The sequence below is a fragment of the Enterococcus sp. NBRC 3427 genome (assembly GCF_007996925.1).
Classification (GTDB): domain Bacteria; phylum Bacillota; class Bacilli; order Lactobacillales; family Enterococcaceae; genus Enterococcus_B; species Enterococcus_B lactis.
The window spans coordinates 1-25,140 of record NZ_BJLL01000040.1 but is presented as its reverse complement, the minus strand read 5'-3'; the positions used below and the strand labels follow the sequence as shown (position 1 = coordinate 25,140).

General features: G+C 37.6%; 26 protein-coding genes and 1 riboswitch. Of the genes, 7 read left to right on the top strand and 19 right to left on the bottom strand.

Annotated elements, in window-relative coordinates; all coding sequences use genetic code 11:
* Positions 1 to 91 precede the first annotated feature (91 nt).
* Positions 92 to 1,210 (bottom strand): hypothetical protein, encoded by a 1,119-nt coding sequence (locus ESP02_RS09275; protein WP_002294874.1) that lies wholly within the window; start codon positions 1,208 to 1,210, stop codon positions 92 to 94.
* Between the two features lie 232 nt (positions 1,211 to 1,442).
* Between ESP02_RS09275 and ESP02_RS13505 the strand changes: the two genes are divergently transcribed.
* The 3 genes from ESP02_RS13505 (at position 1,443) to ESP02_RS09265 (ending at position 4,310) form a co-directional block, all read left to right on the top strand.
* Positions 1,443 to 1,565, top strand: a complete 123-nt coding sequence (locus ESP02_RS13505; protein WP_002291757.1) for a hypothetical protein — start codon at positions 1,443 to 1,445, stop codon at positions 1,563 to 1,565.
* Between the two features lie 117 nt (positions 1,566 to 1,682).
* The gene (locus ESP02_RS09270) at positions 1,683 to 2,990 is read left to right on the top strand and encodes a serine hydrolase (RefSeq protein ID WP_038398569.1); all 1,308 of its coding nucleotides are present in this window, start codon (positions 1,683 to 1,685) and stop codon (positions 2,988 to 2,990) included.
* A 120-nt stretch (positions 2,991 to 3,110) separates the two neighbouring features.
* Entirely contained in the window at positions 3,111 to 4,310 is a 1,200-nt protein-coding gene (locus ESP02_RS09265) for a YdcF family protein (protein ID WP_010732199.1), read from the top strand.
* 28 nt (positions 4,311 to 4,338) lie between these two features.
* On the opposite strand, the gene ESP02_RS09260 is transcribed toward ESP02_RS09265, so the two are convergent.
* The 4 genes from ESP02_RS09260 to ESP02_RS09240 form a co-directional block, all read right to left on the bottom strand.
* Positions 4,339 to 5,607 carry a voltage-gated chloride channel family protein gene (locus ESP02_RS09260; protein WP_038398568.1) on the bottom strand — a complete coding sequence of 423 codons (1,269 nt, stop codon included), beginning with the start codon at positions 5,605 to 5,607 and terminating at the stop codon, positions 4,339 to 4,341.
* A gap of 56 nt (positions 5,608 to 5,663) precedes the next feature.
* Positions 5,664 to 5,730, bottom strand: a riboswitch (Fluoride riboswitch).
* Positions 5,731 to 5,771: 41 nt separating this feature from the next.
* Positions 5,772 to 6,419 carry a FusB/FusC family EF-G-binding protein gene (locus ESP02_RS09255; protein ID WP_038398566.1) on the bottom strand — a complete coding sequence of 216 codons (648 nt, stop codon included), beginning with the start codon at positions 6,417 to 6,419 and terminating at the stop codon, positions 5,772 to 5,774.
* A gap of 275 nt (positions 6,420 to 6,694) precedes the next feature.
* Positions 6,695 to 7,198, bottom strand: a complete 504-nt coding sequence (locus tag ESP02_RS09245; RefSeq protein ID WP_002291751.1) for an HD domain-containing protein — start codon at positions 7,196 to 7,198, stop codon at positions 6,695 to 6,697.
* Positions 7,199 to 7,320: 122 nt separating this feature from the next.
* Positions 7,321 to 8,085: an RNA methyltransferase gene (locus ESP02_RS09240; RefSeq protein ID WP_002291750.1), complete on the bottom strand. Its 765-nt coding sequence runs from the start codon at positions 8,083 to 8,085 to the stop codon at positions 7,321 to 7,323.
* 107 nt (positions 8,086 to 8,192) lie between these two features.
* Here ESP02_RS09240 and ESP02_RS09235 point away from each other — a divergent pair, with 107 nt between their 5' ends.
* Positions 8,193 to 8,468 carry an acylphosphatase gene (locus tag ESP02_RS09235; RefSeq protein WP_002289551.1) on the top strand — a complete coding sequence of 92 codons (276 nt, stop codon included), beginning with the start codon at positions 8,193 to 8,195 and terminating at the stop codon, positions 8,466 to 8,468.
* Positions 8,469 to 8,788: 320 nt separating this feature from the next.
* On the top strand, positions 8,789 to 9,739 hold the full coding sequence (gene yidC, locus ESP02_RS09230) for a membrane protein insertase YidC (RefSeq protein ID WP_038398565.1): 951 nt from the start codon (positions 8,789 to 8,791) through the stop codon (positions 9,737 to 9,739).
* 45 nt (positions 9,740 to 9,784) lie between these two features.
* On the opposite strand, the gene ESP02_RS09225 is transcribed toward yidC, so the two are convergent.
* The 12 genes from ESP02_RS09225 to pfkB all read right to left on the bottom strand — a co-directional run bounded on the left by ESP02_RS09225 (position 9,785) and on the right by pfkB (position 20,686).
* Positions 9,785 to 10,186, bottom strand: coding sequence for a PTS sugar transporter subunit IIA (locus tag ESP02_RS09225; RefSeq protein WP_002311321.1), 402 nt, complete (start codon positions 10,184 to 10,186; stop codon positions 9,785 to 9,787).
* 13 nt (positions 10,187 to 10,199) lie between these two features.
* Complete coding sequence (locus ESP02_RS09220) at positions 10,200 to 11,009, bottom strand: PTS system mannose/fructose/sorbose family transporter subunit IID (protein ID WP_002311319.1); 810 nt, start codon at positions 11,007 to 11,009, stop codon at positions 10,200 to 10,202.
* Positions 10,996 to 11,886: a PTS sugar transporter subunit IIC gene (locus tag ESP02_RS09215; RefSeq protein WP_038398562.1), complete on the bottom strand. Its 891-nt coding sequence runs from the start codon at positions 11,884 to 11,886 to the stop codon at positions 10,996 to 10,998. The genes ESP02_RS09220 and ESP02_RS09215 overlap by 14 nt, the downstream gene beginning before the upstream one ends.
* 12 nt (positions 11,887 to 11,898) lie before the next feature.
* Entirely contained in the window at positions 11,899 to 12,378 is a 480-nt protein-coding gene (locus ESP02_RS09210) for a PTS sugar transporter subunit IIB (RefSeq protein ID WP_038398560.1), read from the bottom strand.
* Positions 12,379 to 12,554: 176 nt separating this feature from the next.
* Positions 12,555 to 13,496, bottom strand: a complete 942-nt coding sequence (locus tag ESP02_RS09200; RefSeq protein WP_038398559.1) for a hexose kinase — start codon at positions 13,494 to 13,496, stop codon at positions 12,555 to 12,557.
* A complete protein-coding gene (gene lacD / locus ESP02_RS09195) occupies positions 13,493 to 14,488 on the bottom strand; it encodes a tagatose-bisphosphate aldolase (RefSeq protein WP_038398557.1) in 996 nt (331 codons plus the stop codon). Before lacD (ESP02_RS09195) ends, ESP02_RS09200 begins: the two co-directional genes overlap by 4 nt.
* Positions 14,481 to 15,677: an SIS domain-containing protein gene (locus tag ESP02_RS09190; RefSeq protein WP_038398556.1), complete on the bottom strand. Its 1,197-nt coding sequence runs from the start codon at positions 15,675 to 15,677 to the stop codon at positions 14,481 to 14,483. Before ESP02_RS09190 ends, lacD (ESP02_RS09195) begins: the two co-directional genes overlap by 8 nt.
* Positions 15,678 to 15,694: 17 nt before the next feature.
* Positions 15,695 to 16,423 carry a GntR family transcriptional regulator gene (locus ESP02_RS09185; RefSeq protein WP_038398555.1) on the bottom strand — a complete coding sequence of 243 codons (729 nt, stop codon included), beginning with the start codon at positions 16,421 to 16,423 and terminating at the stop codon, positions 15,695 to 15,697.
* A 441-nt stretch (positions 16,424 to 16,864) separates the two neighbouring features.
* Positions 16,865 to 17,839 (bottom strand): tagatose-bisphosphate aldolase, encoded by a 975-nt coding sequence (gene lacD, locus ESP02_RS09180; protein ID WP_038398554.1) that lies wholly within the window; start codon positions 17,837 to 17,839, stop codon positions 16,865 to 16,867.
* Positions 17,836 to 18,294: a fructose PTS transporter subunit IIA gene (locus ESP02_RS09175; protein WP_038398553.1), complete on the bottom strand. Its 459-nt coding sequence runs from the start codon at positions 18,292 to 18,294 to the stop codon at positions 17,836 to 17,838. Before ESP02_RS09175 ends, lacD (ESP02_RS09180) begins: the two co-directional genes overlap by 4 nt.
* On the bottom strand, positions 18,291 to 19,754 hold the full coding sequence (locus ESP02_RS09170) for a PTS fructose transporter subunit IIC (protein WP_038398551.1): 1,464 nt from the start codon (positions 19,752 to 19,754) through the stop codon (positions 18,291 to 18,293). The genes ESP02_RS09175 and ESP02_RS09170 overlap by 4 nt, the downstream gene beginning before the upstream one ends.
* Entirely contained in the window at positions 19,736 to 20,686 is a 951-nt protein-coding gene (pfkB, locus tag ESP02_RS09165; protein WP_038398548.1) for a 1-phosphofructokinase, read from the bottom strand. Before pfkB ends, ESP02_RS09170 begins: the two co-directional genes overlap by 19 nt.
* A 142-nt stretch (positions 20,687 to 20,828) precedes the next feature.
* On the opposite strand from pfkB, the gene ESP02_RS09160 reads away from it, so the two are divergent.
* Both ESP02_RS09160 and ESP02_RS09155 read left to right on the top strand, forming a co-directional pair.
* The gene (locus tag ESP02_RS09160; RefSeq protein WP_002302187.1) at positions 20,829 to 21,578 is read left to right on the top strand and encodes a MurR/RpiR family transcriptional regulator; all 750 of its coding nucleotides are present in this window, start codon (positions 20,829 to 20,831) and stop codon (positions 21,576 to 21,578) included.
* Between the two features lie 265 nt (positions 21,579 to 21,843).
* On the top strand, positions 21,844 to 23,322 hold the full coding sequence (locus ESP02_RS09155) for a nucleotide sugar dehydrogenase (RefSeq protein WP_038398546.1): 1,479 nt from the start codon (positions 21,844 to 21,846) through the stop codon (positions 23,320 to 23,322).
* A gap of 67 nt (positions 23,323 to 23,389) precedes the next feature.
* On the opposite strand, the gene ESP02_RS09150 is transcribed toward ESP02_RS09155, so the two are convergent.
* Together ESP02_RS09150 and ESP02_RS09145 are read right to left on the bottom strand one after the other, a co-directional pair.
* Positions 23,390 to 24,475: an NAD-dependent epimerase/dehydratase family protein gene (locus ESP02_RS09150; protein ID WP_038398545.1), complete on the bottom strand. Its 1,086-nt coding sequence runs from the start codon at positions 24,473 to 24,475 to the stop codon at positions 23,390 to 23,392.
* A 211-nt stretch (positions 24,476 to 24,686) separates the two neighbouring features.
* The coding region (locus ESP02_RS09145; RefSeq protein ID WP_146926030.1) for an O-antigen polymerase at positions 24,687 to 25,140 on the bottom strand (454 nt) is incomplete at its 5' end.

Here is a 25,140-nt window from a genome sequence, read left to right as displayed (position 1 = left end):
AAATAATTTTTGTAAATCTCTTCTTATTTCTTGATGCAGAACAGCTTTTTCTCTCTAATACTCAGGTCAAAACACTGATTTCACAACCACTTTAATAACGAAGAATCGCTGTCAGACTCTTTTCATCTGGCGCATCTTTTTGATCCAAAATAAACACTTTCCCACCATTAATGATCACATCGTCTGCCAAAGCATTCAGCACTTGACGCCGATCATATTCTGTTTCAGGATCTTCTCCGAAACCATCAGCTAAGTTGGACGTAGCGATAAACAAATGGGATACTTTTCCTTCTTTCGCAGCTGGAACGATATCAACTAACTGATCGATGAATTTCTTATCTAAAAGTTTATTGTACTCTTTTGATTCTTGGGCTGCTAGTTCACTTGACAGCTTCTTCGCTCCTTCTTCGATATCTCTAAAGGATAGTTGTGCTGGAGAAGCAGAAATCGCAACGTCTGCACAATAGTAAGGATTTTTGGCGATTTTTTTGAACATCGTCTGATTTTCTGGTAGAGCGAATAAATAAATCGGCCATTGTTCAGGATTTTCGAAAGAATCCTTCAAGTACGTATCAACTGCTTGGTAATAGTTGACCCAATCGATCTCTACTTCTTCATCTTTTGGATTCACGCCATGGAAAGTCACGCCATCTCGGGCACCGCCCCCTCCATTAGAAGAGAAGTTCAAACCGCCACCTGTCAGTTCAGATCCCAATGCAGTAACGACATCGACCGGTGCCCCTTCTGGTAGAGACACTTCTTTTACTTGTTTGTTGCTGACTTCATACAATTTCATGGAGTCGCGGTTCAATCCCAACAGATAATAGGAATAGTTGAACTGTCCATTTTTGATAATGGCCAGTAAATAAGGAAGATCACTTACATAATATTGATCGTCTACCGGGATACTCAAACGATGGATATAGGTTTGATCAGCAGTTATAATGACCGCTACACTCGTAGTTGCACTACGCCAAAACGAAGGATCTCCTAACAAATTTTCAATTTTTTCTTGGAACGGGGACCAGTCATGCTCGGAATATTTTTTTTCAAAACGTTTCTTTGCTTCTTTCGCAAAATTTTTGAATTTGATTTGATCTTTTTCCACATCTTGATGTGCGACATGCGTATTCAGCATGATCGTGACGAACGGTCCTTTAGCGCCTTCTGAAGTCAATTGTGACAATAGTTCTTTATCCTTTTTTGCCATAAACGTACCCCTCCTAAAAAAATCATTCCTTTGTGTCTATCTAAAGTCTACCACAACACTATTTTTCCATACAATAAAACGTATCTAAAAAAATAAAACGATTTCTTCAGTTGGATATTTTGCAATTTTTTTAAGTTATCTTCATAATTTCCTCAATTATTTGGGCACAGTCTTCAACTATTCTTCATGAAAGGTTGTTAGACTAAGAAAAAGAATAAAAGAGGTGGACCTTATGCATTTGATTATGATTTTTAGTTTATTAAGTATCATCAGCTTATTTGCTTTCAGCGCTTCCCGCTTATTAGAGGCGGAAACACAGCCTGTCCCTGTAAAAGTACGGAAAAATGACCGCTAACCTTTTCATAACACGCGTTCTTATCCTAAAGTTTTTTTCAGAAACATTGAAACTCTCTTCCCTCTCTGATAAAATTTTAATTTGTAGCGAAACAAATTAAATACAAGGAGATCGGATATGTCCATAAAAAAAACACGTCTAGTCCTATTATTGGCTAGTCTCATTCTTTGCCTTGCTTCTTTTCTACCAGCTGTTGCTGTGCAAGCTGAAGATACTTTCAAAGTAAATGCAAAAGCAGCCTTTGCTGTAGATGCGCAAAGCGGGAAGATTCTTTATGATCAAGATGGAGAAAAAACCATGGGGATCGCTTCAATCACAAAAATCATCGGTCTTTACATCGTCCTTGATCAAGTAAAAGAAGGGAAACTATCATGGGATGATAAAGTTTCAATTTCAGATTATGCAGAAAATTTGAGTGTCACCCCAGATTTATCAAATGTTCCTTTGCATAAAGAAAATACCTACACCGTTAAAGAATTATTCGACTCTGCAATCATCCAGTCAGCCAACGCTTCAATGGTTTCCTTGGCAGAAAAAATCTCTGGCAGCGAAGCAAAATTCACTGAACGAATGAAAGAACAATTGAAAGATTGGGGAATCAAAGATGCAACGATCGTTAATGCATCAGGACTGAATAACTCTTATCTTGGCGAAAACCGACCAGAAGGTACTGGAGAAAACGACGAAAATCAAATGTCTGCTCAAGATGTGGCCATCGTGGCCCGTCATTTGATCTTGGATTTTCCAGAAATACTGGACGTATCTAGCACTACGACACAAATGTTTGGCGAAAACACGCAATCACCCGTGGAAATGGTCAACTGGAACTGGATGCTCCCAGGATTCGTGAATTATAAAGAAGGCGTGGACGGATTAAAAACTGGTACGACTGAGCTTGCAGGTGCCTGTTTCGTCGGTACGATCACTAAAAACGATCAACGAATCATCACTGTCGTATTAAATGCAGACGGCCATGCGGAAAACCCAAGTGCCCGTTTCAATGAAACAGCCCGCTTAATGGATTATTGCTACGACAATTGGTCAGAAAAAGAGCTTGGAAAAGCCAATGCAAGTATTCCTAGTCTAAAAACCATTGATGTAAAAGATGGAAAAGAATCAACAGTGCCCGTTGTGCTTAAAAGTCCTGTAAAAGTATGGGTACGGAACGACATGGATACTGGAAAATTAACAATCACACCAACTCTTGACAAAAAGCAAGTCACTGACAATGAGATCCAAGCACCTATGGATAAAGGGACAAAAATCGGTACCGCAACGATCACCTTGGCAGAGGATAAATTAGGTTATTTAGAAGACAACAACGCGCCATCCACAGAAATCATCACGGATAAAACCGTAGAAAAAGCAAATATTTTCGTTATTGGCTGGCGACGTGTCGCAGAATTTTTCGGCAACTTGTTTTAATTGAACAAAAAGAAAAAAGCATCTTTCCGTGAGAAAGATGTTTTTTTGCTTTTTCTAGTTTAAATAACAGCTTTTTTCATCTATTTTCGTTATACTGTATAAGAAAAAGGAGTTGAATTTATGAATCTAACCAGAGATCTGATTTTTTTGGTTCTCTATCTTATTGGGGTATTCTCCATCGTTTATTGGCGAAAACAGAAAAAGGATCCTTCCTTGTTCTTTTACAGCAGTACGTGGACATTTGCGGTAATCTTGACTTATTTTGTCGTGTTGGAAATTTTTTATTCGACCTTTTATTTTTTGATTCCCTTAGTTTTTTTCAGTATCTTTGCCTTTTCCTATTTTTCAGAAAAGCGAAGGCTGCTGAATGGTCTTTTATTCAATGTTTTCCTCATTAGTTTTGGCATCTACTTATTTGTCTTGCTATACGAAACACAAAATATTTTTCTTGGCGGACTGATTGCCTTGATCACGATCCCGTTACTGCTTGTCCTTCTATTCGGGATTTATGGATTGATCGTTTTTCTTTTTTGGAACGGTGTCACAGTTTTACGTAGAGAATCGCATTCATTAGCTAATCTTTTAACGTTGATACTAGCCATTTTTCTTACATTGTTTCTTGTTTTTGACTTTTTCTTGTTAAAATATTTGCCGCAATGGATAAATGCTTTGTTTTTATGTATTCCATTGATCTTGATCTATCTATTTATCGTATTCTACAACTTTTTGACTGTCTCATTCTTGTATCAGTTCAACCGCCCTCGATACAACCAAGACTTCATCGTTGTGTTAGGCGCCGGGTTGATCAATGGAGAAACAGTTTCTCCTCTTCTTGCCAAGCGAATTAATAAGGCGATTGCTTTTTATTGGGCACAAAGCCGTGCGACATTAAATCCGCCTATCTTATTAATGTCGGGTGGACAGGGAGCAGACGAAAAAGTACCAGAAGCAATTGCGATGAAACAATATGCTATGGAACAAGGAATTCCTGAAAGAGATATTCTTGTCGAAACCAATTCGACAACCACTTTGGAGAATATGCGCTATTCAAAGGAAATCATGGATCAGCAAATGAAAGGTCCCTATCGCGCGATCTTCAGTTCCAACAATTACCACATTTTCAGAGCTGGTCTCTATGCACGACAAGCGAAACTGAAGGCAAATGGTATTGGGGCAAAAACAGCTTTCTATTACTTGCCTAACGCGTTCTTAAGAGAATACATCGCCATCTTGATGATGAACAAAAAAAGACATATGATCATTTGCGGATTGCTTTTCGCAGGTTCCGCATTCTTATCACTGATCACTTTACTTTTCTAAAAAAAAACAAGGTGTGACAAAACATATATCACACCTTGTTTTTTTCTTTTATTCTCTTGACGATTGGCAAGAATAGTATTCCTTTTTTGACGGCTACTTGCTGTGCAGAATAAATACCGCTGTTCCCTGAACACATAAAGCTGATCAAGCAGATCATAAAGAAGTAAACAGCAGCTTGTGAACCAAATAATTCGATTCCCATCACAAAACAGGCAATCGGTGTATTTGTCGCACCAGAAAATACCCCGATAAAACCCAATCCAGCAAGAAAAGGAACAGAAACATGGAGCAAAGGTGCTAGTGCTGCGCCAAGTGTTGCACCAATCTCAAACAGTGGTGTCACTTCTCCCCCTTGGTACCCCGCACCTAAAGACAAGACTGTGAAAAATAATTTCCCAATAAAATCATAAGCATGTGCCTGTCCATTAAATGATTCCTGCAATAACGGAAGACTCAACCCAAGGTACCGTTGTGTTTGCAAAATCAACGCTGCGGCTACAACTACTGCTCCACCTATCGTATTTCGCCAAACAGGATGAGGAATCCATTGCGCATACCGTGCTTTTAAAAAGACGATCGAACGGCTGAATACCCAACCAATCAAACCAAAAGCAATTCCCGCAACAAAAACTTTGAAGAACAGCAACATACTCCATTCAGGAATCACACCCATTTGGTAATGTAGATGAGAAACACCATAGCTTTCCGTCATGAAATTTGCAAAAAGCGCAGCAAAGAAGCTAGGGAAGATCGCTTCTGTTCGGACTTTCCCGATTGCCAACACTTCTAATCCAAACAATGTTCCGGCTAAAGGTGTGCCAAATACAGAACTGAAACCGGCACTGATCCCGCTGATAATCAAAATCTCCCGTTCTGCTTTATCCAATCGGAACAAATGGGCTATATTATCAGCTAATGCTCCCCCCATTTGGACTGCTGTTCCTTCACGACCAACAGATCCCCCAAATAAATGAGTAGTGATGGTCCCAAACAAGGTCAATGGAATGAGCCGCAAAGGGATGTTTTCTTCTCCTCCATTCCCTTGATCGATCACTAAGTTATTCCCACGACTAGAAAGACCGCCGTGATACGCATAAAGATAAGCAAAAAGTGCGCCGCTGACTGGTAGTAGATAAAGGAGCCAAGGATGTGCTAGTCGGATATCTGTCACAAATGTCAGGCTATTTAAGAAAAAAGCAGACAAGCTCCCCATGAATACTCCCAGAATCGCTGTAATCACCAGCCACTTCAGCATGTACGCCAAAATACGCACTGGACTCGGTAATTGTTTTTCCATAAAAAAATTCCTCCTCAAATAAAAAAACGCCTACTAAAGAAAGGGGTTGTCCCCAGACTTTAGTAGGCGTCATTAGCTATCTTACGTTAGCATTTAAAGGCGAACACCATCACCTATTCACTTCCATTAAAAGATAGCATACTTTTCTGTAAAAAACAATAAAATTATCGTTCTTTCTTTACACGTTCAGCAAATTCATAGAAAGGAGCTAATTTCGTTAACTGTTGATTACATTGGTCACTATCATGACAAATATAATTCCCCTTTTTCGTATACGTGCCATCAGAACCGGCTTTCGTTGTAGAAAGAAAGAGCGAAACATTCGATGTTTTCTGACAGATTGCACAGATTCCCTTATTAATCGTGGGTGATAAAGTACCGCTGATCCCTTTTAATTTTCCATCTTCGTAATAAACCATGAATTTTTTTTGTGTCCCTGGATCATTCCAACCGATGTACGTATGTGCTTGCAAGTCGATTTCGTTCCAAGCTGGTTGTTTGAGTTTTTTCACTTTTCGGAATAATTTATCGATTTGTGGTTTGCTAGGCTGCATAAACGGCTGGACGATTTGCTTCAGCTCCTCCAATGCTCGTTCTGCTTGCGTTTTTGTCAGTTTTACATCTAAAACTGTCGTTAAAAACGTATCGATTTCTGGTGGTTCGTAACCTAATACATCGCGAATCTTTTCAGCTGCTAGAGCCTGAACCGTTTGTACCGTTTTTGGGTCATTGACAGATGAGTACGCATTTAATAACTGATCTACTTCTCTTTTTATAAAAAAATATTGATATGGTTTCATTATTTGTTCCATGATTTTAAAGTCCTTTCTTCTAACCAAAGTGCATACTTTGTAGAAAAAAGTGATCTTCTGCAAAGTATGTGTTACCTGAAGATCCCGGACTCTTTTAAATAAGATACGTTTTGCATCTTATCATCACCCCCTTTAATGTTCATTCTTCTATGTACATGATTCATTCGATAAATAAAAGTAAACCGTATCTTGACCAGATAGTCAACTGCAAACAGAAAAAACCGAGAAAATCGGCTAGATTTTCTCGGAATATGACCTATTATTGGTTTTACCTGTTAAATCGAAGATTCTTTTCCAAAGTAACGTTGCCATCTCTTACGCATACTTGCTGACATAGGCTGAGCGGCTTCTTTGACTGCGCAGTATTTGTCTACAAATGTTACGATATATCCTTCTTTGTACTTAGGCGGTGCAATCGTTGCGCCCCACATGTGCTTCAAAATGATATCTCGCTCAAGATCCGACAATTCGGTGATCTTTTCTGCATTCTTTACAGCGATTCTTGGATGGATATACGCATGTGTACCTTCATCAAATTTCGTCGTACGCCAATCATAGTAGAACAGATCATGCAAAAGTCCAGCACGCGCTGTTGCTTTAGCATTGCCACCCCATTTTTTTGCGAGCAGATAACTATAGTAAGAAACACTGATGGAATGCTCCAAACGAGTGGAATGAACATGCTGTGTGTAATTCGCTAATTTTTTCACTGCTTCTGTTTCTAAAAGATCTTCTACATAAGACATATATTCTTCGTCTTCACGCCATTTTTCTGTCATAATTATCGATCTGCCACCTTTTTGAATTTCATTTTCTTCTGAAATTGATCTAAGTATACCACCAGTGTTCGGATTATTCTAGTCGCCTTGGATAAAATAGCCAAAGCTTAATAGTTCCTTAATCATAAAGAAAAATGATAAAGAACAATCCCTGCCGCAACCCCAACATTCAACGATTCCGCATTTCCTTTCATCGGGATATATACGTTCTGATCAGTCAGAGACAAGATTTCCTGACTTACCCCCTGACCTTCGTTCCCCATGATTATTGCGAAGTTATCTGATTTTTCTACTTTGTCTAATGCGTGTGCTTCTTCATTTAATTCTGTGCCATACACTGTGAACCCTTTGTCTTTCATTAAAGGGATCACTTCTGTCAAATCTTGTTGCAACACAGGCAAATGATAATTGCTTCCCTGCATGCTTCGCAGCACCTTTGTACTATAAATATCTGCCGTTCCTTTGCCTAATAAAACACCAGCCATATCAAATGCATCTGCCGTACGGATCATCGTCCCTACATTTCCAGGATCTTGTACATTATCTAATAATAGCCAACCTCCTGAAAAATCTGGCGCGCCTTCAGCCGTTAACGCCATCACTGCTAAGATTCCTTGTGGTGTAGGTAGATCCGATACAGCATCCATGACCTCATCTGAAACTAGAAAAGTAGAAATTTCTTTGTTTGCGGCCAGCCAGTCTCCCCATTCTTTCCTGCCTCGCTGTGTCACAAAAAGTTCTTTTATTTCTGCATCAGACGACGCAGCCTCTTCAATCAGATGGAACCCTTCCAAAAGATATTCTTCCTTTTCTTCCCGATATTTCTTTTTATGTAGTTTTTTTAATTCTTTGATTCTTGGATTTTTTGCTGATTGGATCTCTTTCACATTCCTCACCTCCCCATGATTATATCATGGAATAGGTGCTTGAGCTTGTTTCATCCTAAAAAAATCGGTATCATTAATTTATAAAATAGGAAAGAAAGGTGACGAACATGCGCAAAGTTAAAATGAACGTCCAAGGACGCGTCCAAGGCGTAGGATTTCGCTACATGACCAAGATGGTTGCTGATCAACTAGGCGTGACTGGAACGGTAAAAAACGAAGACGACGGCTCAGTCACAATCGAAGCAATCGGCAATGACGACATCATCCAGAAATTTATTGAAGAAGTCAAGAAATCTCCGAGCCCAAGTGGACGAGTGCAGTATGTGGATGTCCAAGAAGACCCGATGATTGAGGAACGAAAGAAATTTGATGTGGTGGGATAAGGTTGTTTTTGAGGCGCTTTGCCTCAAGCGTTAAGGACAGCAGTGAAAAAGCTGATCTATCACTTGCAGTGAGTTCATTTGACTCCGCTTTTTCGGGCAGAATAAAAAAAGTTTTTAGTTTATTAAAATAAGAAAGAAACACTTGGAATCATCCTACTTTTTCCTAGTATTTCTTTCTTGATTTTTTGTCTTTTTTTCAAAATTTTTCGCTACGTAAAAGAACGAATATTTATATGAAATTTCTATGAAGTTGATTGAATTCCATGCGCTTTTTTAGTATAGTTAAGTTTGTGTAAAAATTATAGAAGAGGAAGTATTCTATGAATAAATGGAAAAACTGGTTATTGGGATCCGGACTTGTCAGTATCCTGCTCTTTTTATCTGGCTGTGTGCGGATGGATTCAAACGGAAACCCTGACACTTCGGGAATCGTTTATCGAGTACTCGTCCATCCTATGGGCCAAGCGATTACATATCTAGTTGAGAATTTCAATTGGTCTTATGGCTGGGCAGTTATTGCAATGACTGTGATCGTCCGTATCATCATCTTGCCACTAGGTATTAGTCAATCGAAAAAAACAATGATCCAATCTGAAAAAATGCAAGCGTTAAAACCACAAGTTGAAGCAGCACAACAAAAGCTAAAAGCTGCAACAACACGTGAAGAACAAATGGCAGCACAAGCAGAAATGCAGCAAGTATACCGCGAAAACGGATTGAGTATGACCGGCGGAATCGGCTGTCTGCCTCTATTGATCCAAATGCCGATCTTCTCTGCCTTATACTTTACGGCACGTTATACAGAAGGTATTCGGGAATCATCTTTCTACGGCATCGATCTAGGCTCACCAAGTATGGTGCTTGTTGCCATTGCAGGGGTCGCTTATCTGCTTCAAGGATATATCTCAACGATCGGTATTCCTGAAGAACAGAAAAAGACGATGCGTACGATGCTGATCGTCTCTCCTGCTATGATCGTCTTCATGTCGATCAGTGCGCCAGCCGGTGTTACACTTTACTGGGTAGTCGGTGGTGTGTTCAGCTGTCTGCAAACATTCATCACAAACGTTATGATGAAACCACGGTTGAAAGCACAAGTGGCAGAAGAGTTGAAACAAAACCCACCGAAACAAGTCGTCACTCCAAGAAAAGACGTGACAGAATCAGCTAAACCAACTGACAGCAAACAAGCAACCAAACAAATCAAACAACCAAAAAACAGTACAAACAACAAAGGCCGCAACGCAGGAAAGCAGCAGAAGCGGAAATAAAAACATAGGACAAAAAAGATGAGAGCTAAGCCCTCATCTTTTTTGTTACTCTTCCTCTTCTGCTATTCCATTAATTAATTCGTTGACAGAGACAATGCTTTCACATCCTGCACGAACAAACTCGGGCTCTGAACCAATCATTTGTGAGTTGATAAATTCAATGACCATCGGAAGATTCATCCCAGCATAAAGAGTAATCTGTTGTCCTTCCATTATTAGTTTAGAAATGATATTTGCAGGTGTACCGCCTAAAAGATCGCATAGTACCACAAAATCATTTAACGAATCTGTAACAGTGAGAAACTTTTGTTTGTATGTTTCAGTGCCATCTTCTGGTAATAAAGGTAACGTGTAGATATCCTCTTGAGGCCCCATGATCATTTCTGTACTTTTTTTCAATTCCTCACAAAATTTTCCGTGACTAATCAATACCAATTGTCTACTCATTTCTCGCTCTCCCTTATTTCGAAATCACACCCAATGCAGATAAAGCAACACACACAATTAATACGATAAAAATCGCTCGAGTAGGAGTCATGTTTTTCTTTCCTAATAACCAATAAACACCACCGACGATCCCAGCGGGTAAAATTTTAGGTAAGATCATATCGATATAGTTTTGCATATTCAATGTCACGTCGCCAATCGTTGGTGCCCATGAAAATTTAACATTGATCATTGTCGCAACTAATGCCCCTACCATGAATACCCCTAATAAAGTGGCTGCGTCCGTTAATGCAGTTAAGCGAGATTGCATAGTAGTAACTAAGGAAATTCCTTCTTTGTATGCAAATTCAAGTTGCTTCCAACGAAAAACCATGACAACGATCTGAGCAAAAATCCATATAAACACACCTATCGGATTTCCATCAGTTGCCATATTCGCCGCCAAAGCCCCAAAAATCGTTGGAATCAAAGCAGCAAATACGGAATCTCCAATCGCTGCAAAGGAACCCATCAATCCAGCTTTCAGCCCCGATACGGTTTCCTTGGAAGCAATTCCTTCTTTTTCTTCCATTGCAAGATCAATCCCAGTAATGATTGTATTAAAAAAATTAGAAGTATTAAAAAATTGCGTATGTGTTTTCATCATCTCTTTTAATTCTGGTGTGTTGTCTCCGTATATTTTTCTTAGTTGTGGCAAGATAGTATATAAATAGCCAGAACCCTGCATTCTCTCATAGTTCCAACCTAATTGAAAAGTGAACAAACTTCTTCGATTGATTTGCTTAAAATCTTCTTTTGTTAATTTGTAATTAGATTTCGTCATCTTCGATTTCCCCCTCAACAGAATGTGATGGCTCACTAGCTAATGGATGATGGTCTTTGTTTTGATCATTCTTATAACTGATCATTGCTAGTGCTAGACCAATCAATGCTACAGCAAGCATCGGTAGTGAATTGAAAGTTGCCGGAAAATCTTTAACAACGCTTGCCACACTTGTTCCTAATAATTGAACATTAGAGAATAACGTTGCTAATAATGCCGTGATCGTAAATCCTAAAATAAGATAAGAAAGATGTTTCTTTACTGGTAAATAGCGCAGAAGAATGGCAAAACCAACAGCTGGTAAAACAGCTCCTGCTACTGAGAGCCCATCGCCTAGCCATTTTAGATTCCCGTTTAAAACAGAAACAACATTTTCAACTAATCCACCACCAAATGCTAAAGCTAAAAATACAGGAATCATACGAGAGAGCGACCAAGGTAAAGCTCCCATTAAGAAATTACGTTCGATTGCTTGATAATTCATGTCTTCTACGTGACGGTCAATACGATGGGCAAAGTATGTGTTAGCGAATCTAGCTAAAATATCCAATTGGATCATTAAGCTTGCTACAGGCACTGCAATAGCAGCAATCGCTTGTTCTGGATTCATTCCAAGAGAAATCGAGAAGGCAGTTGCTAAAATAGTCCCAGAGTTGGCATCTATTTTTGATGCGCCTCCAAACGTCCCCACTCCTAAAACTGTCAACTGCATACTGCCACCAATAATCAAACCTGCGTTTAAATCACCCATTACTAAACCTGCATATAACCCTGCAAACACTGGCGCACTCATTGAAGAATAGATCTGTAATTCATCTAAAATTTGATAACCTGCATATAATGTTAATAATAAGATCTGCCACCATTGAATATCCATGGATCATTCCTCCTATTTGATTAAAAGATTCATAAAGTCTTCTGCTTTATCGTTTGGTACCATTTGAGCAATTAAATGTATACCAAGCTGATCTAATTTTTTAAATACTTCGATATCTGCATCTACCACATTGATTGATTTTGTAATGGACCGTGTTTCATTCGTTTGTGACATATTCCCCACATTTACTTCTTTGATAGGAACTCCTTTTTCTACTAAAGATAAGATTCGATCTGGCTTTTTTGCTACAATCATTACTCGTTGAGAGTCATATTTGCCAGCTAAAATATTTGTTGCTGCTTTTTCGATTGGCAAAATGCTTAATTTTACCCCTGCTGGAGTCGCTAACTTCAATCCACTTTTTTCAATTGTGTTTGTGGCTACCTCATCATCCACGACCATGATTCGACTAATATTCAGTTTCGTTGTCCAAAGATTTGCTACTTGTCCATGTATCAAACGTCCATCGATTCTTACACCAATAATTGCCATCATGCATTCTCCTTATCTATTTTTTCTATTGGTTGTTCAATTAAATCTGTGACATCATCAAATATCCCTTCTGTTTCAAAGATAACGTTTTTAATTTTTTCTTTCTTATATTTCATTTTTAAGCCAAGAACAAATTCCCTCCCAACCAAAGAAAACGCTTTCTTTTATATTTAAGTTCATTTGATTTTCTTAACTTGAATGTGTTTCATCAACATCGTAACGTTCATAGGGTCGATCCAGCCAGTTTTCTCTTGTTGCGCGTTTGCCATGCCGCAAGCCATAGAAAATGCGAGAATCTCTTCGATTGATTGCCTTTTTGATAACGCATTGGCCAATCCTGCAAGGGTCGCGTCACCTGAACCAACAGGATTAACAACTGATATTTTAGGAATAATGACTTCGTAGAAACACTGAGCAACTTTTGCCACAGCACCTCTCTCTCCTAAAGAAACAACAACCCATGGCACTCCTTCAAATATTGGATGAGCTAATAAGGACTGAATTTTTTCTAATTGAATCGAAGAACAGATACGTTGGCCAATCAGTTCTCCTAGTTCTTCCAGATTGGGCTTGATAAGTAGTGGCTTCTCCTTACCTTTCAATACTTCAAGCAAAAATTTACCAGAAGTATCTAGTAATATGTCTTTCCCTTTTTTATCAGCTAAAGCAACCAATTGCTTATAGTAATCAAGAGGACATCCTTGGGGTAAACTTCCTGAGATTGTCATAATATCTGATATTTCGAGGAGCTGCTCGAAATGATCGGTAAATGTCTGTTGTTCTTTCTTTGTTATGAAGGGACCTCGTTCCAAAAGCTCTGTTTGTCTCGAACCATGCAGGATAGCAATAGAATCTCTTGTCTCTCCTTTAATTGGAACAAACTGATGCATGATCCCTAACTGATCTAGCTGGTTCTTTAGATATTCACCGTGCTGGCCGCCTATTAAACCAGTAGCTATCACCTCTTCTCCTAATAAATTTAGAACCCTCGCCACATTCACTCCTTTTCCTCCCGCTGTTTTATTGACTGTTTCAACTCGATTGACTTTGTCGAGGTTTAATTCTTCAACTGTATAAGCGATATCGATGGAAGGATTCAAGGTAACTGTCGTAATCATTTCATCTTCACCTTTTTGCTTTTTGTTTTATTGAACCAAGGGGTAGCGGTTTCATTTATTACTTTATTTAAAGTCTCGATGTTTTCTCTCCCATTTGTTCTTAACCAATGAATAGCTCCGTCTTTTCCATTTTCGACATATGCTTTGACCCCATCTTTCCATGTCGCACGTCCACACAATACACCATTGAATGTGGATCCCGATTCATGAGCAAAAATCAGTGTTTGTTGAAATAATTCTGTTGAAACACCCCCGCTCAAAAAAATGAATGGTAATGGAGTCGCTTCACTTTGCTCCTTAAAGAAGGCGGCAGCCTCTTCTTTGCTGTGAATAAATTCACCTGTGGAATAGCCATTCACATAATTCATATTGACAGGTACTTCTACTTTCAATACATCAACTTTATATTTTGGATCAGAAAATTCTTTCATCATCTCAATAACTTTGTGGGGCTTGACTTTTGCATACTCTGGAGAAGAACTATCGCTTATTTGTGCGTCATAAGAAACTAATTCCAAATAGAAGGGACGATTTTCTCCTTCACACTCACTACCTAAACGTTCGATGAACACATGCTTCAAATGATTGATTTCGGGTGCTTCATCAACATCGTAGTAAAGTAAGAATTTTACTGCATCCGCTTGCTGTTCTTTCAATCTGAGAGAAGACCAATCCGCTAATAGATCAGGTAGACGACCAGGCGTAGTTGTGTCATAGCCGGTTTTCTCATAAGCTAACAATAACCCCGTCTCTTTTGCTCTGACTTTTGCTGCTGGCAATCCATATTCCGGATCCAATAAAATAGCAGAAGCATAGGGTGTCAGCTCAGCTGATACTAGTTCTTTGAATTCACTGATTTGGTCTTCACTTGGCTCTTTTCCCAACGATTTGATCATTTTTTTTAGAGCACCACGCTGATCGATTGCTAATGCACTAATAATTCCATCTTTTGTTGATAGTCTCTCCATTGCCCTATTTTTTTCTTCATTCATCTGTCATTTCTCCTTCGTTTTCATACTTATGAATGATGACGCCCTTGACTACTCGATTGACCGTGCCTGTTGGAGATGGTGTATCTGGTTTATTAGCTACTTTGATTGAAGTATAGAGTGCAATGATTTGTGCAGTCATAATCATCGCTAATGCAAGATAGGCATCGGGCAATTTACTCACCGAGTCTTCCAATAGCACAGTCATACCTGAGAAATCAATAGTACCCGGTTGCGTAATCGCAATGACATTGGCAGTGACCCGATCTTCTTTTATTTCCTCTAAAATATCTAAGTCATAATTTCGCGTATATGGTTGATTGCTCACAAAACCTACAACGAGTGTCTCGCTATTTAAAAAAGACTTTGGTCCATGACGGAACCCCATCGAAGAATCAAAAATTGTAGCAACTTTACCTGCTGTTAATTCTAAAATTTTTAATTGTGCTTCTCTTGTCGCACCTGCCAAACTTCCTGAACCCAGATAAGCGATCCGTTCAAAAAAATCAGGTAATAACTTTTGAATTTCTTGATCTCTTGAAAGAAGATCTTGACCGATTGTAACTAATTGTTCAAGATATCTTTCTTTTTTCTCCATTGCTGTTTGATCAAAGATCCATAAAGCACTCAATAACATACACGTAAAACTTCCTGTCATAGCAAAACCTGCATCGTTTGCTCTCTCTGGCATCAATAACAGATAATTCTTTTTATCGTCCTGTGCGTTTTTTGCCAACATCCCCTCTTCAGCACAAGTAATCGTCAAATGAAATAATGTTTCAACTTGTTCATTTGCAATTTGCACAGCCGCTACACTTTCTGGACTGTTGCCGCTGCGAGCAAATGAAACTAATAAAGTCGGTTCATTTGGAAACAAAAATTCTTTTGGTGAAGCTACAATATCTGTCGTGCCAAAACTGTGGAAGATAAAAAACTGATTGTCTCCATGTTCATTTAGATAGGGTAAGAGCGTATCCCCAATATATTGAGACGTTCCTGCACCCGTAAAAATAACGCGTATTCTTCTTCCGTTTGCTTCTTTTTTTATTTGATCAAAAAATAGAGCTAAATTTTCTTGGCTTTGCATCAATCTATTGATTGTTTCTTTCCAGAGATCTGGTTGTTGTTTTATTTCTTGTGTCGTGATTGCTGCACCTATTTGTTTTAATTTGTTCTTCGATAGCTCAAACATGTTGTTCTCCCTCTCAATCATTTTCGGATATGCCGAATTTTATAATGAAACTGGTCCGCTCTTGCTACACTATCTGTATATTCGATAATCTCATTTTTCACGTTATAGGTTATCCTCGTCAGATGTAAGACGGGAGCGCCATCAGCGATTCGTAGCACAGCAGCATCTTTTTTTTGCACAATACTTGCATAAAACTCTTCATCAGCTAATTGAACTTGTTGTTCATAATCCTGTGAAAACACATCATACAATGGTTTACTTTCAAGTAACGGCAAATCAAGTCCCATAAATAGTTTCGCCGGTAGATAAGAACGCTCAACCATCAATGGCTCTTCATCTGCCAAACGCAATCTTTTAAGTTTAAATACAGTTTCACCTAAATGGATGTTCAAATTCTTAGCAATTCTCTTATTAGCTTCCATTTGTCTAAATTCTAAAATGACCGTCTTAGGGACGCGCCCTATTTCGCGCATTTCTTCTGTAAAGCTATACGCCCCAGCTAAGTTCGATGACTTATCAGACAAATCAGAGACATAGGTACCTTTTCCATGTCTTCGGTAAATATAACCTTGATTTTCCAATTCCTGTAAAGCCAGACGTACGGTGGTGCGACTCACCCCATAATGTTGACAAAGTTCTCTTTCAGATAACAGCTTATCATGCGGAGTCATCTGTGTTTCGATACGATCCTTCAATAAATCAACTAGTTGATAATACAATGATTTTCCTTTATTTGAGCTCTCCATAAAAATTACCTCTTCTTTACTGGTTATAACCACAACACAAGAATAGTGAATTATTAATCATTTGTCAAAGGTTTTTTAGACCAAAAATGCTATTATAACAACGACTTAAAGTTTTATATTTTGAATAGACAAAGATACCTTAAAAATACCAGTTACCAATAAAAGAACAGAAAAAAAGACGAACCACATAAGCGATCCGTCAAAATGGACTAACTTATCGAGCAGCGTAATCCACATTAATCCCTATGATATTCCTACAACTATCGTTTTATTACTTCCAATATCATTTACAACAACCTAAAATAGCTTATTAATGACAAACGTTATTAATAGTTTTAGATAACTTTTGCAGTTTTATACTTTTTTTCTAAAAAATTTGACAAACATTTTTTTAAATAACTAATTATTTTTTCGAATCTGTCACTCAGACAATCCTTTTTCTTACTTCTTAACATAAATAGAAGTTGCTGTTTCTTCTAATAGTGTACTTAATTCTTTAATATTTTGTTTTCCTTCTTCTAACATCCAACTACTCGCTTTTTCTTCGCCTTCGGTAACAAAAGGTGCTACTCCCTTCGCCCATGTTGCTCGTCCACATAAGACACCATTGAATGTCGAACCTGATTGTTTTGCAAAACGCAATGTATCTTGAAATAGTGCAGCGCTGACTCCCGCACTTAAAAAAATAAACGGTTGTTCAGTCACTTTCGATTGTTCATAGAAATACGCGGATGCCTCTGCTTGACTATAACAAGTCTCTTGCCCATATCCTTCCACAAATCTCATATTCACTGGCACTTCTACTTTCAATACATCCACTTGATAACGTTCTTTTGAAAATTCTCGCATGGCTTCAATAACTTTATGCGGTTTTACTTTTGCGTAGTCCAGAGAAGACGGATCGCCAATAGTTGCATCATAAGAAAGGATCTCTAAAAAGAAAGGTATGCCTTCTGCTTCGCATTCTGAACCAATCCGTTCTATAACTATTTGTTTTTGCACATTAATCTCTACTGGTTCATCAACGTCATAGTACAATAAAAATTTACAAGCATCCGCACCCACTTCTTTTAACCTTTTCACTGACCAACTATTCAATAAATCTGGTAGTCGGCCCGGCATTTTCGCATCATAGCCGGTTTTTTCATAAGCTAGCAACAAGCCACATCCTTTCTCTCGAAGCGCTGCTGCAGGCAGACCATATTCTGGATCGAGTAAAATAGCGGAAGCATACGGAGTCAGGTACTGAGAAACCATCTGTTTAAATTGGATGATATCTTCTGATGTAGCTTCTTTATATTGGTTGATCATTTTCTTCAAAGCACCACGCTGGTCGATAGCTAACGCGCTAATAATTCCAGCTTCATCCGTCAATCGCTTCAAACGTTCCTGTTTTTCTATACTCATTTTCTTCATATATCTTCACCTATTTCTTTAGTTAATATTGCGGCTATTTCTGTTTTTGATTTTGCTGCTCTCAACTGTTCTGTAACCTCTTTTCGCATCAATGATCGTGCAACGAGAGACAATAATTTCAAATGAGTCGTTCCTGCTTCTGAATCTGGGATAAATAACGCAAAAATAAAATCAACTGACTGTCTATCTAAACTGTTCCATTCAATTCCTTTGTTCAGTGTGATGATAATCAAACTAGGTTCGTTGATTGTTTGAGACTTCGCATGAGGGATAGCAAAACCTGACATTATTCCTGTAGTGCCTTCTTTTTCTCTTTCTAGAAGTTTTTGATATACTTCTTTTTCGTCATGAGCGATTCCTAAACAGAATGTTTGCTTTGCTAAAAACTTAAATGCTTCTTCTTGACTATCTAATGGCTGTTGTAAAAAAATGTTCTCTTCATAAATGATTGTCATGATAAGCCTCCTGCTCTTCCTTCTTCGATAACTGTACGATTTGCTGCTTTATTATCCATCTTCTTGTCTTCATCAGTTACTCTTTTCTTTTGGATCAAACCTAGTATCACTCCACCAACGATCGAACCAATAAGAATCGCTGTAACCCATTGGATTTTTCCCGTCACTACAGGTAACACTAAAAAACCGCCATGTGGGGCTGGTACTTGGACACCAAACAGATAGGTCAAGACAGCAGCAATTGATGAGCCTAACATCATCGTTGGTAATACTCGGATCGGGTCTTTCGCAGCAAACGGAATAGCTCCCTCCGTAATATGAGTTGATCCTAAAATAAAATTAACCAAACCTGCATTACGATCATTGGTATCAAAATATTTACCAAACAATAAAGTTGCAAAACCAGTAATCAACGGTGGTGCAATGCAAGCTGCTGACACGCCAGCCATAAAACTCGTGTTTCCTTGTGCCAAAAGAGCTGTACCTGTTACATATGCCGCCTTATTAATCGGTCCTCCCATATCAAACGCACACATGCAACCAACAATCACGCCAAGAACAAGTGGATTCGAATGTTCAAATCCAGCTAAAAAGCTCATCATTCCTTCATTTACAGCCTTCATTGGACCCGCCAACAAAGACATCACGATGCCAATAAACGCTACACCAATAACTGGATATAAGAAGATTGCCTTCAAGCCATCTAGTTGTTTAGGTAAAATTGTCAGTAGCTTTTGCAAAAATAAGACAAAATAACCTGCTAAGAACCCAGCTAAAATACCTCCTAAAAATCCAGTACCGCCATTCATGGCCACGATTCCACCAACAAATCCAACGACTAACCCTGGACGTTTCGCGATCCCTTCTGCAATATAAGCTGCTAAAACTGGAACCATCATCCCCATTGCTGCATCGCCAACCGTTTTTAACATCGCCGCTGTAGCATTGTATTGTGCATGGTCTGGATCAAAAGAATAGATTCCCCAAACGGCAAATGAAATAGCAATCAATACTCCGCCAGCTACCACGAAAGGCAACATATGAGAGACACCATTCATCAAATTTTTATAGATGCTGCGACCAAAATTAGCACCACTTATCGTTTCTGATTCTAAAGTATCAACAGCTTCATTATCTGCTAAGATGGTCCCTTTTCCTGCCAATGCTTCGTCAATCAGCCGTTGTGCATCCTTGATTCCTGTACTGACAGAAACATCAATGACTCGTTTTCCCGCAAATCTTTCTGAATGGACATCTTTGTCTGCGGCAATAATGACAGCATCTGCCTGTTTGATTTCTTCAGCCGTTAATTCATTCTCGATCCCAATTTGTCCATGGGTCTCCACTTTGATCGTGATGTCTTTTTTCCTAGCTGCTTGCTCTAATGCCTCTTGCGCCATGTAGGTGTGCGCAATTCCTGTCGGACAACCGGTTGCTGCAATTAGTTGATATTTTCCCATCTTTCGAACCTCTCTTCCTTGATTTTGATTTGTTTACTTAATTCCTCCACATCCAAAAAATCAGTCAGTCCTTTACGAAAAGCAGTCGAGCTGCCTGCTGCTATGCTTTTACGTAACGTTTCATCAAGCGGTCGTCGATTCATGTATCCTGCTAAAAAAGTGCCTAACATGGCATCACCTGCACATGCTGTATTGACGACTTTTCCTTTTGGCGAGTTTCCTCGAATCACCCTGTCTTTCGTAAAAAGAATCGCTCCTTTCTCACCGAGGGATAACAAAACATTTTCTGCACCTGACTCTACTAGTCGTTGTCCATAAACAAAGTAATCTTCATCTGTAACCATTTTTCGTCCGAACCAAAAAGAAAGTTCTTCCTCATTCGGTTTCAGCAAAAACGGTCGATAGGGCAAACAATCCATGACTTCTTGATCACTACTATCAACAATCAAATGAATCCCCTTTTCCTGACAAATCCGACTGATTTCCACTAAAACCTTCGGAGACATTCCTCTTGGTAAACTCCCAGAAACACAAAGATAATCTTCTGCTTGTAATGCTCTTATTTGATTTAAAAAATTATGGACAGCTGCCTGCGGTATTTCAGGTCCTTGATTCACTAATTTGTATTCTTCTCCCGTTTGATTGACTTGTGTAAATACATTAATACGCGTCATACCAGGCACTTCAATAAACTCTGTTTGGATTTGTTTCTTCCGTAAATAGTCTTCTATATACTTTCCTGTGAAACCAGCAGAAAAACCTAATGCCGTACTTGGGAAATCTAGCATCTTTAATACTAGTGACACATTCACCCCTTTTCCGTTTGCCTGAATGTCATCCTCTTTTGTGCGGTTTACCATAAAAGGATGCATCTCCTCTGTTTCAATAAATAGATCAATTGCCAAATTCATCGTGCATGTGTAGATAGACATAACCAATGACCTCCTTGACTCTATTATGAAATACGCGAAAGAGAAAATGTTTTCTTAATCGTTTCAACACAAAGAAAACCTTTACATTTATAAACACATCGTGCTATTTTTTAACTAACTTTTGGTGAAAGAAGGAAAGAATATGGATCACAAATTAAGTGAAACAGAACAGTACCTCTGGAACTTTATCGAACACCACATCCTAGAGATCCCTAACTACTCCATCGTGAAACTAAGTGAACAAGCAAATGTCTCAACAGCCACCATTGTGCGGACAATGAAGAAGAAAGGCTATGAAGGATTTACTTCGTTTAAGCACCATCTAAAAGAAGGAGAAAACAAGAACATCAATTTTTCTTTCTTAGATAAAGTAGACAAAGGTATCCGTCGAGCCATTCTAAAAAATGAACAAGAAGTGGTACGTACGATCAATATGTTGGAAATCGGGAACATTGAAGATGCAATACAAAGAATCAAATTTGCTGACCGGGTTTTTGTCTTTGCACGAGGATTTTCAGAAATGATTGGTCAAGAGATGCTCGTAAAACTTCAATTAACAGGGAAAAATTGTCAAATGCATACTGATCCAGAAATCATCAAAAGCATCAGTCGGAAACTAACTAAGAAAGACAGCGTTATTTTTGTTTCTTTGAACGGCGAGACAAAAGAACTCGTCACCGCCGCAAAGAATTGCTATGATGCAGAGATTGGTTCGATTCTAGTTACAGCCAATCATTCCTCTACACTCAAAGATTATTGCGAGATAAATCTCGTAGGTTTCAAATCAGAAGGTTCGTATTTCCCTGATTATGAAGTACGTTCACGCTTGCCTCTCCAGATCATCGCGAGAATTCTGCTTGATGCCTATGTATTGCGTATGGGGGAGAATTGAGAAGCAGTTTATTGTGGTTGGTTACAGTTTAAAACATCACATTTTTTTATTCTTTATATTGTAGGGACTCACGGAAACTTTTTATGTATAAGGTTATTCACAATCTACAAAGTTACTTTAAGTAACAAAAAAATAAATAAAAATACTTAAAACAAAAAAATATCTTTTTAATCAATAAAAAAATTGACATATTTATTAATAATAAGCTATTCTGTTATAGAAGAAAAAATCATTTGTTATTAATAGTAACAAAAAGGAGTATATCATGAAAAAGTTATCTCAAAAACGTTTAGCTCAAATCATTATTGATTCTAGAAAATCTCTAAAAATGACACAACAACAACTTGCAGTAGCTACTGGTATCAACCGCGCCTTAATTAGTCGATTAGAATCTCTCGATTTTATCCCTTCAATACAACAATTAGAATCATTAGCCGAAGTTCTAAATTTTGAACCAACAGATCTATTTATAAATGAATCAAATAAATCAAACAGAACAAAACATCAGTCGAAGAATATTGCTGTAGCTGGTACTGGTTATGTAGGTCTTTCCATTGCTATTCTTCTTGCTCAGCACAATCAGGTAACAGCAGTAGACATTATTCCTGAAAAAGTAAAACAAATCAATAATAAGAAATCGCCAATACAAGATGATTACATTGAAAAATATCTAGCTGAAAAAAAACTTAATTTAATTGCAACGACTGATGGTGCAGCCGCTTATAGAGAAGCCGATTTTGTTGTCATTGCTGCCCCAACAAATTATGATAGTAAACAAAATTATTTTGACACTTCTGCTGTAGAATCAGTAATTGAATTGGTATTAGCAGTCAATCCAAAAGCAATAATGGTTATCAAATCGACGGTACCTGTAGGCTATACCGAAAGCATTCGTGAAAAATACAATACTAAAAATATTCTATTCAGCCCAGAATTTCTCAGAGAATCTAAGGCATTATATGACAATCTATACCCTTCGCGAATTATTGTTGGCACGGACCAAAATGACAAAACTTTACTAGAAGCCTCTCATACTTTTGCAGATTTACTTCAAGGAGGAGCAATCAAAAAAGATATCGAAACTCTTTTCATGGGATTCACAGAAGCTGAAGCAGTTAAATTATTCGCTAATACTTACCTTGCACTTCGTGTATCTTACTTCAATGAACTTGATACTTACGCAGAAATGAAGAGACTAAATACACAGGAAATCATTCACGGGGTTTGCTTAGATCCAAGAATTGGCACACATTATAATAATCCATCTTTTGGATATGGAGGCTATTGTTTGCCAAAAGATACAAAACAACTTCTTACTAATTATAACGATGTTCCTCAAAATATGATGAGTGCCATTGTCGATAGTAATCGTACAAGAAAAGACTTTATAGCAGAGCGTGTATTAGAACTTGCTGGTGCGTATGAGGCCAATAGTTCATGGAGTGAAGAAAAAGAAAAAGAAGTAATCATAGGTGTATACCGTCTTACAATGAAGAGTAATTCAGACAACTTCCGTCAATCATCTATTCAAGGAGTTATGAAGCGAATAAAAGCAAAAGGAGCAACTGTTGTAATTTATGAACCAACACTTGATAATAACACTACATTTTTCGGATCAAGAGTAGTAAATAATTTAGATAATTTTAAAAACATCAGTCACAGTATTATTGCCAATCGGTATGATAGTAATCTTGATGATGTAAAAGAAAAAGTTTATACCAGAGATTTATTTCAACGAGACTGAAAAAATAACACCTCAGATTATTAGTATCTGAGGTGTTTCTACAACTATTCATAATAAAAAAATATAACTATACTTCGTAGAAGGACTTATACCATTGTGCAAATTTACGAAGCCCATCACGCAAACTTGTGCTTGGCTTAAATCCAAAATCTCGTTCTAGCGCACTAGTATCTGCATAAGTAACCGGCACATCTCCTGGTTGCATCGGAACTAGTTCGGTGTGAGATTCAAAGTCGTAATCTTCTGGTAGCACCCCTGCTGCAATTAGCTCTTGTTGTAGAATATCTACAAAATCTAATAGGTTTTCCGGCGTATTGTTGCCAATATTATAAATATGATATGGTGGTATTGGCAGCCCATCTTCCCCATTGATTTTCTCTGGGGGGCACTGCATAACCCTCTTTACTCCTTCAACAATATCATCTATATAGGTAAAATCACGCTTGCAATTCCCATAATTGAATATTTGGATATTATCACCAGCACGAAGTTTATCAGTAAAACCAAAATAAGCCATATCTGGACGCCCAGCAGGACCATATACTGTAAAGAAACGTAACCCTGTAGACGGAATATTGTAAAGTTTAGAATATGCATGTGCCATTGATTCATTACTTTTCTTAGTTGCTGCATACAACGATACTTGATTGTCTACTTTATCATCTGTAGAATACGGAATCTTTTTATTAGTTCCATAAACGGATGATGATGAAGCATACACTAAATGTTCCACACCGGATTCTCCATTATCATATGAATGACGACAAGCTTCAAGAATATTATAGAATCCTATTATGTTAGATTCGATATACATATCTGGATTAGTAATTGAATAACGGACTCCTGCCTGAGCTGCTAAATTCACCACGATACTTGGTTTATAATTATCAAAGATGAAATCAATTGTTGCTTTATCAGCAATAGAACCTTTGATAAAATTCCAAGTAGATCCTGGATGGTTCTTTGCCTCCACTTCTATCTCTGATAATCTATAGTTCTTAATAGAGACATCATAGTAATCATTCATATTGTCAATGCCAATGATTTTTATTGATGACTGAGTACGTAATAACTCAAGAACCAAATTTGATCCAATAAAACCGGCTGCGCCAGTTATTAAGACTACTTTATCCTTTAGTATTATATTATTCATTTTTCAACCACCCTTGCATATTTTATATAAAAATTAGTAATTTTATAGTTTTATTTTCATATCAAATTTCTTTGTGATTATTTTATTCTATATTTATGCCAAAAATTCATAGCATCATTTTATATTATAATTTCTGTTTTTCTTAAGAAAATATTCAAAATATATAAATATTACATACAATAAATATTTCTATGGTTTCTCTTTATTTATGTCATTTTTTTATTTTTACGTAGAATAAAAGGTCTGTTTTTAGTGTCAAGAAACCGACTATTATTAATTGCATCCATGTAGAAAAAATTGAAAAATATTGATCTTGAAAAAATTGCATTAGAAGCGGATATATTAATATACTGTATAGAAAAATCCAAAAAGGTTTTTTCATAGACATGTTTTTAAAACTTACTCCATGTAAGATTCCTATGATAAATTGCACAATTAACGCATATATCGGTCCAAAATCATATAAATAATATTGATAAAATGTATAAACATTAATAGATGTATTCCCAATATTTATAAAGTCTTGTACTAATGAAGAACTTTTATTCACTCCAAAAATAACATCAAAAATTGCTATAAAAAATCTAAATGTATTTTCACCGTAAAGTAATGTATAGATTTTTGTATCAAAAATTTTTTGAAAAGCTGCCAATGAACCAGATGGA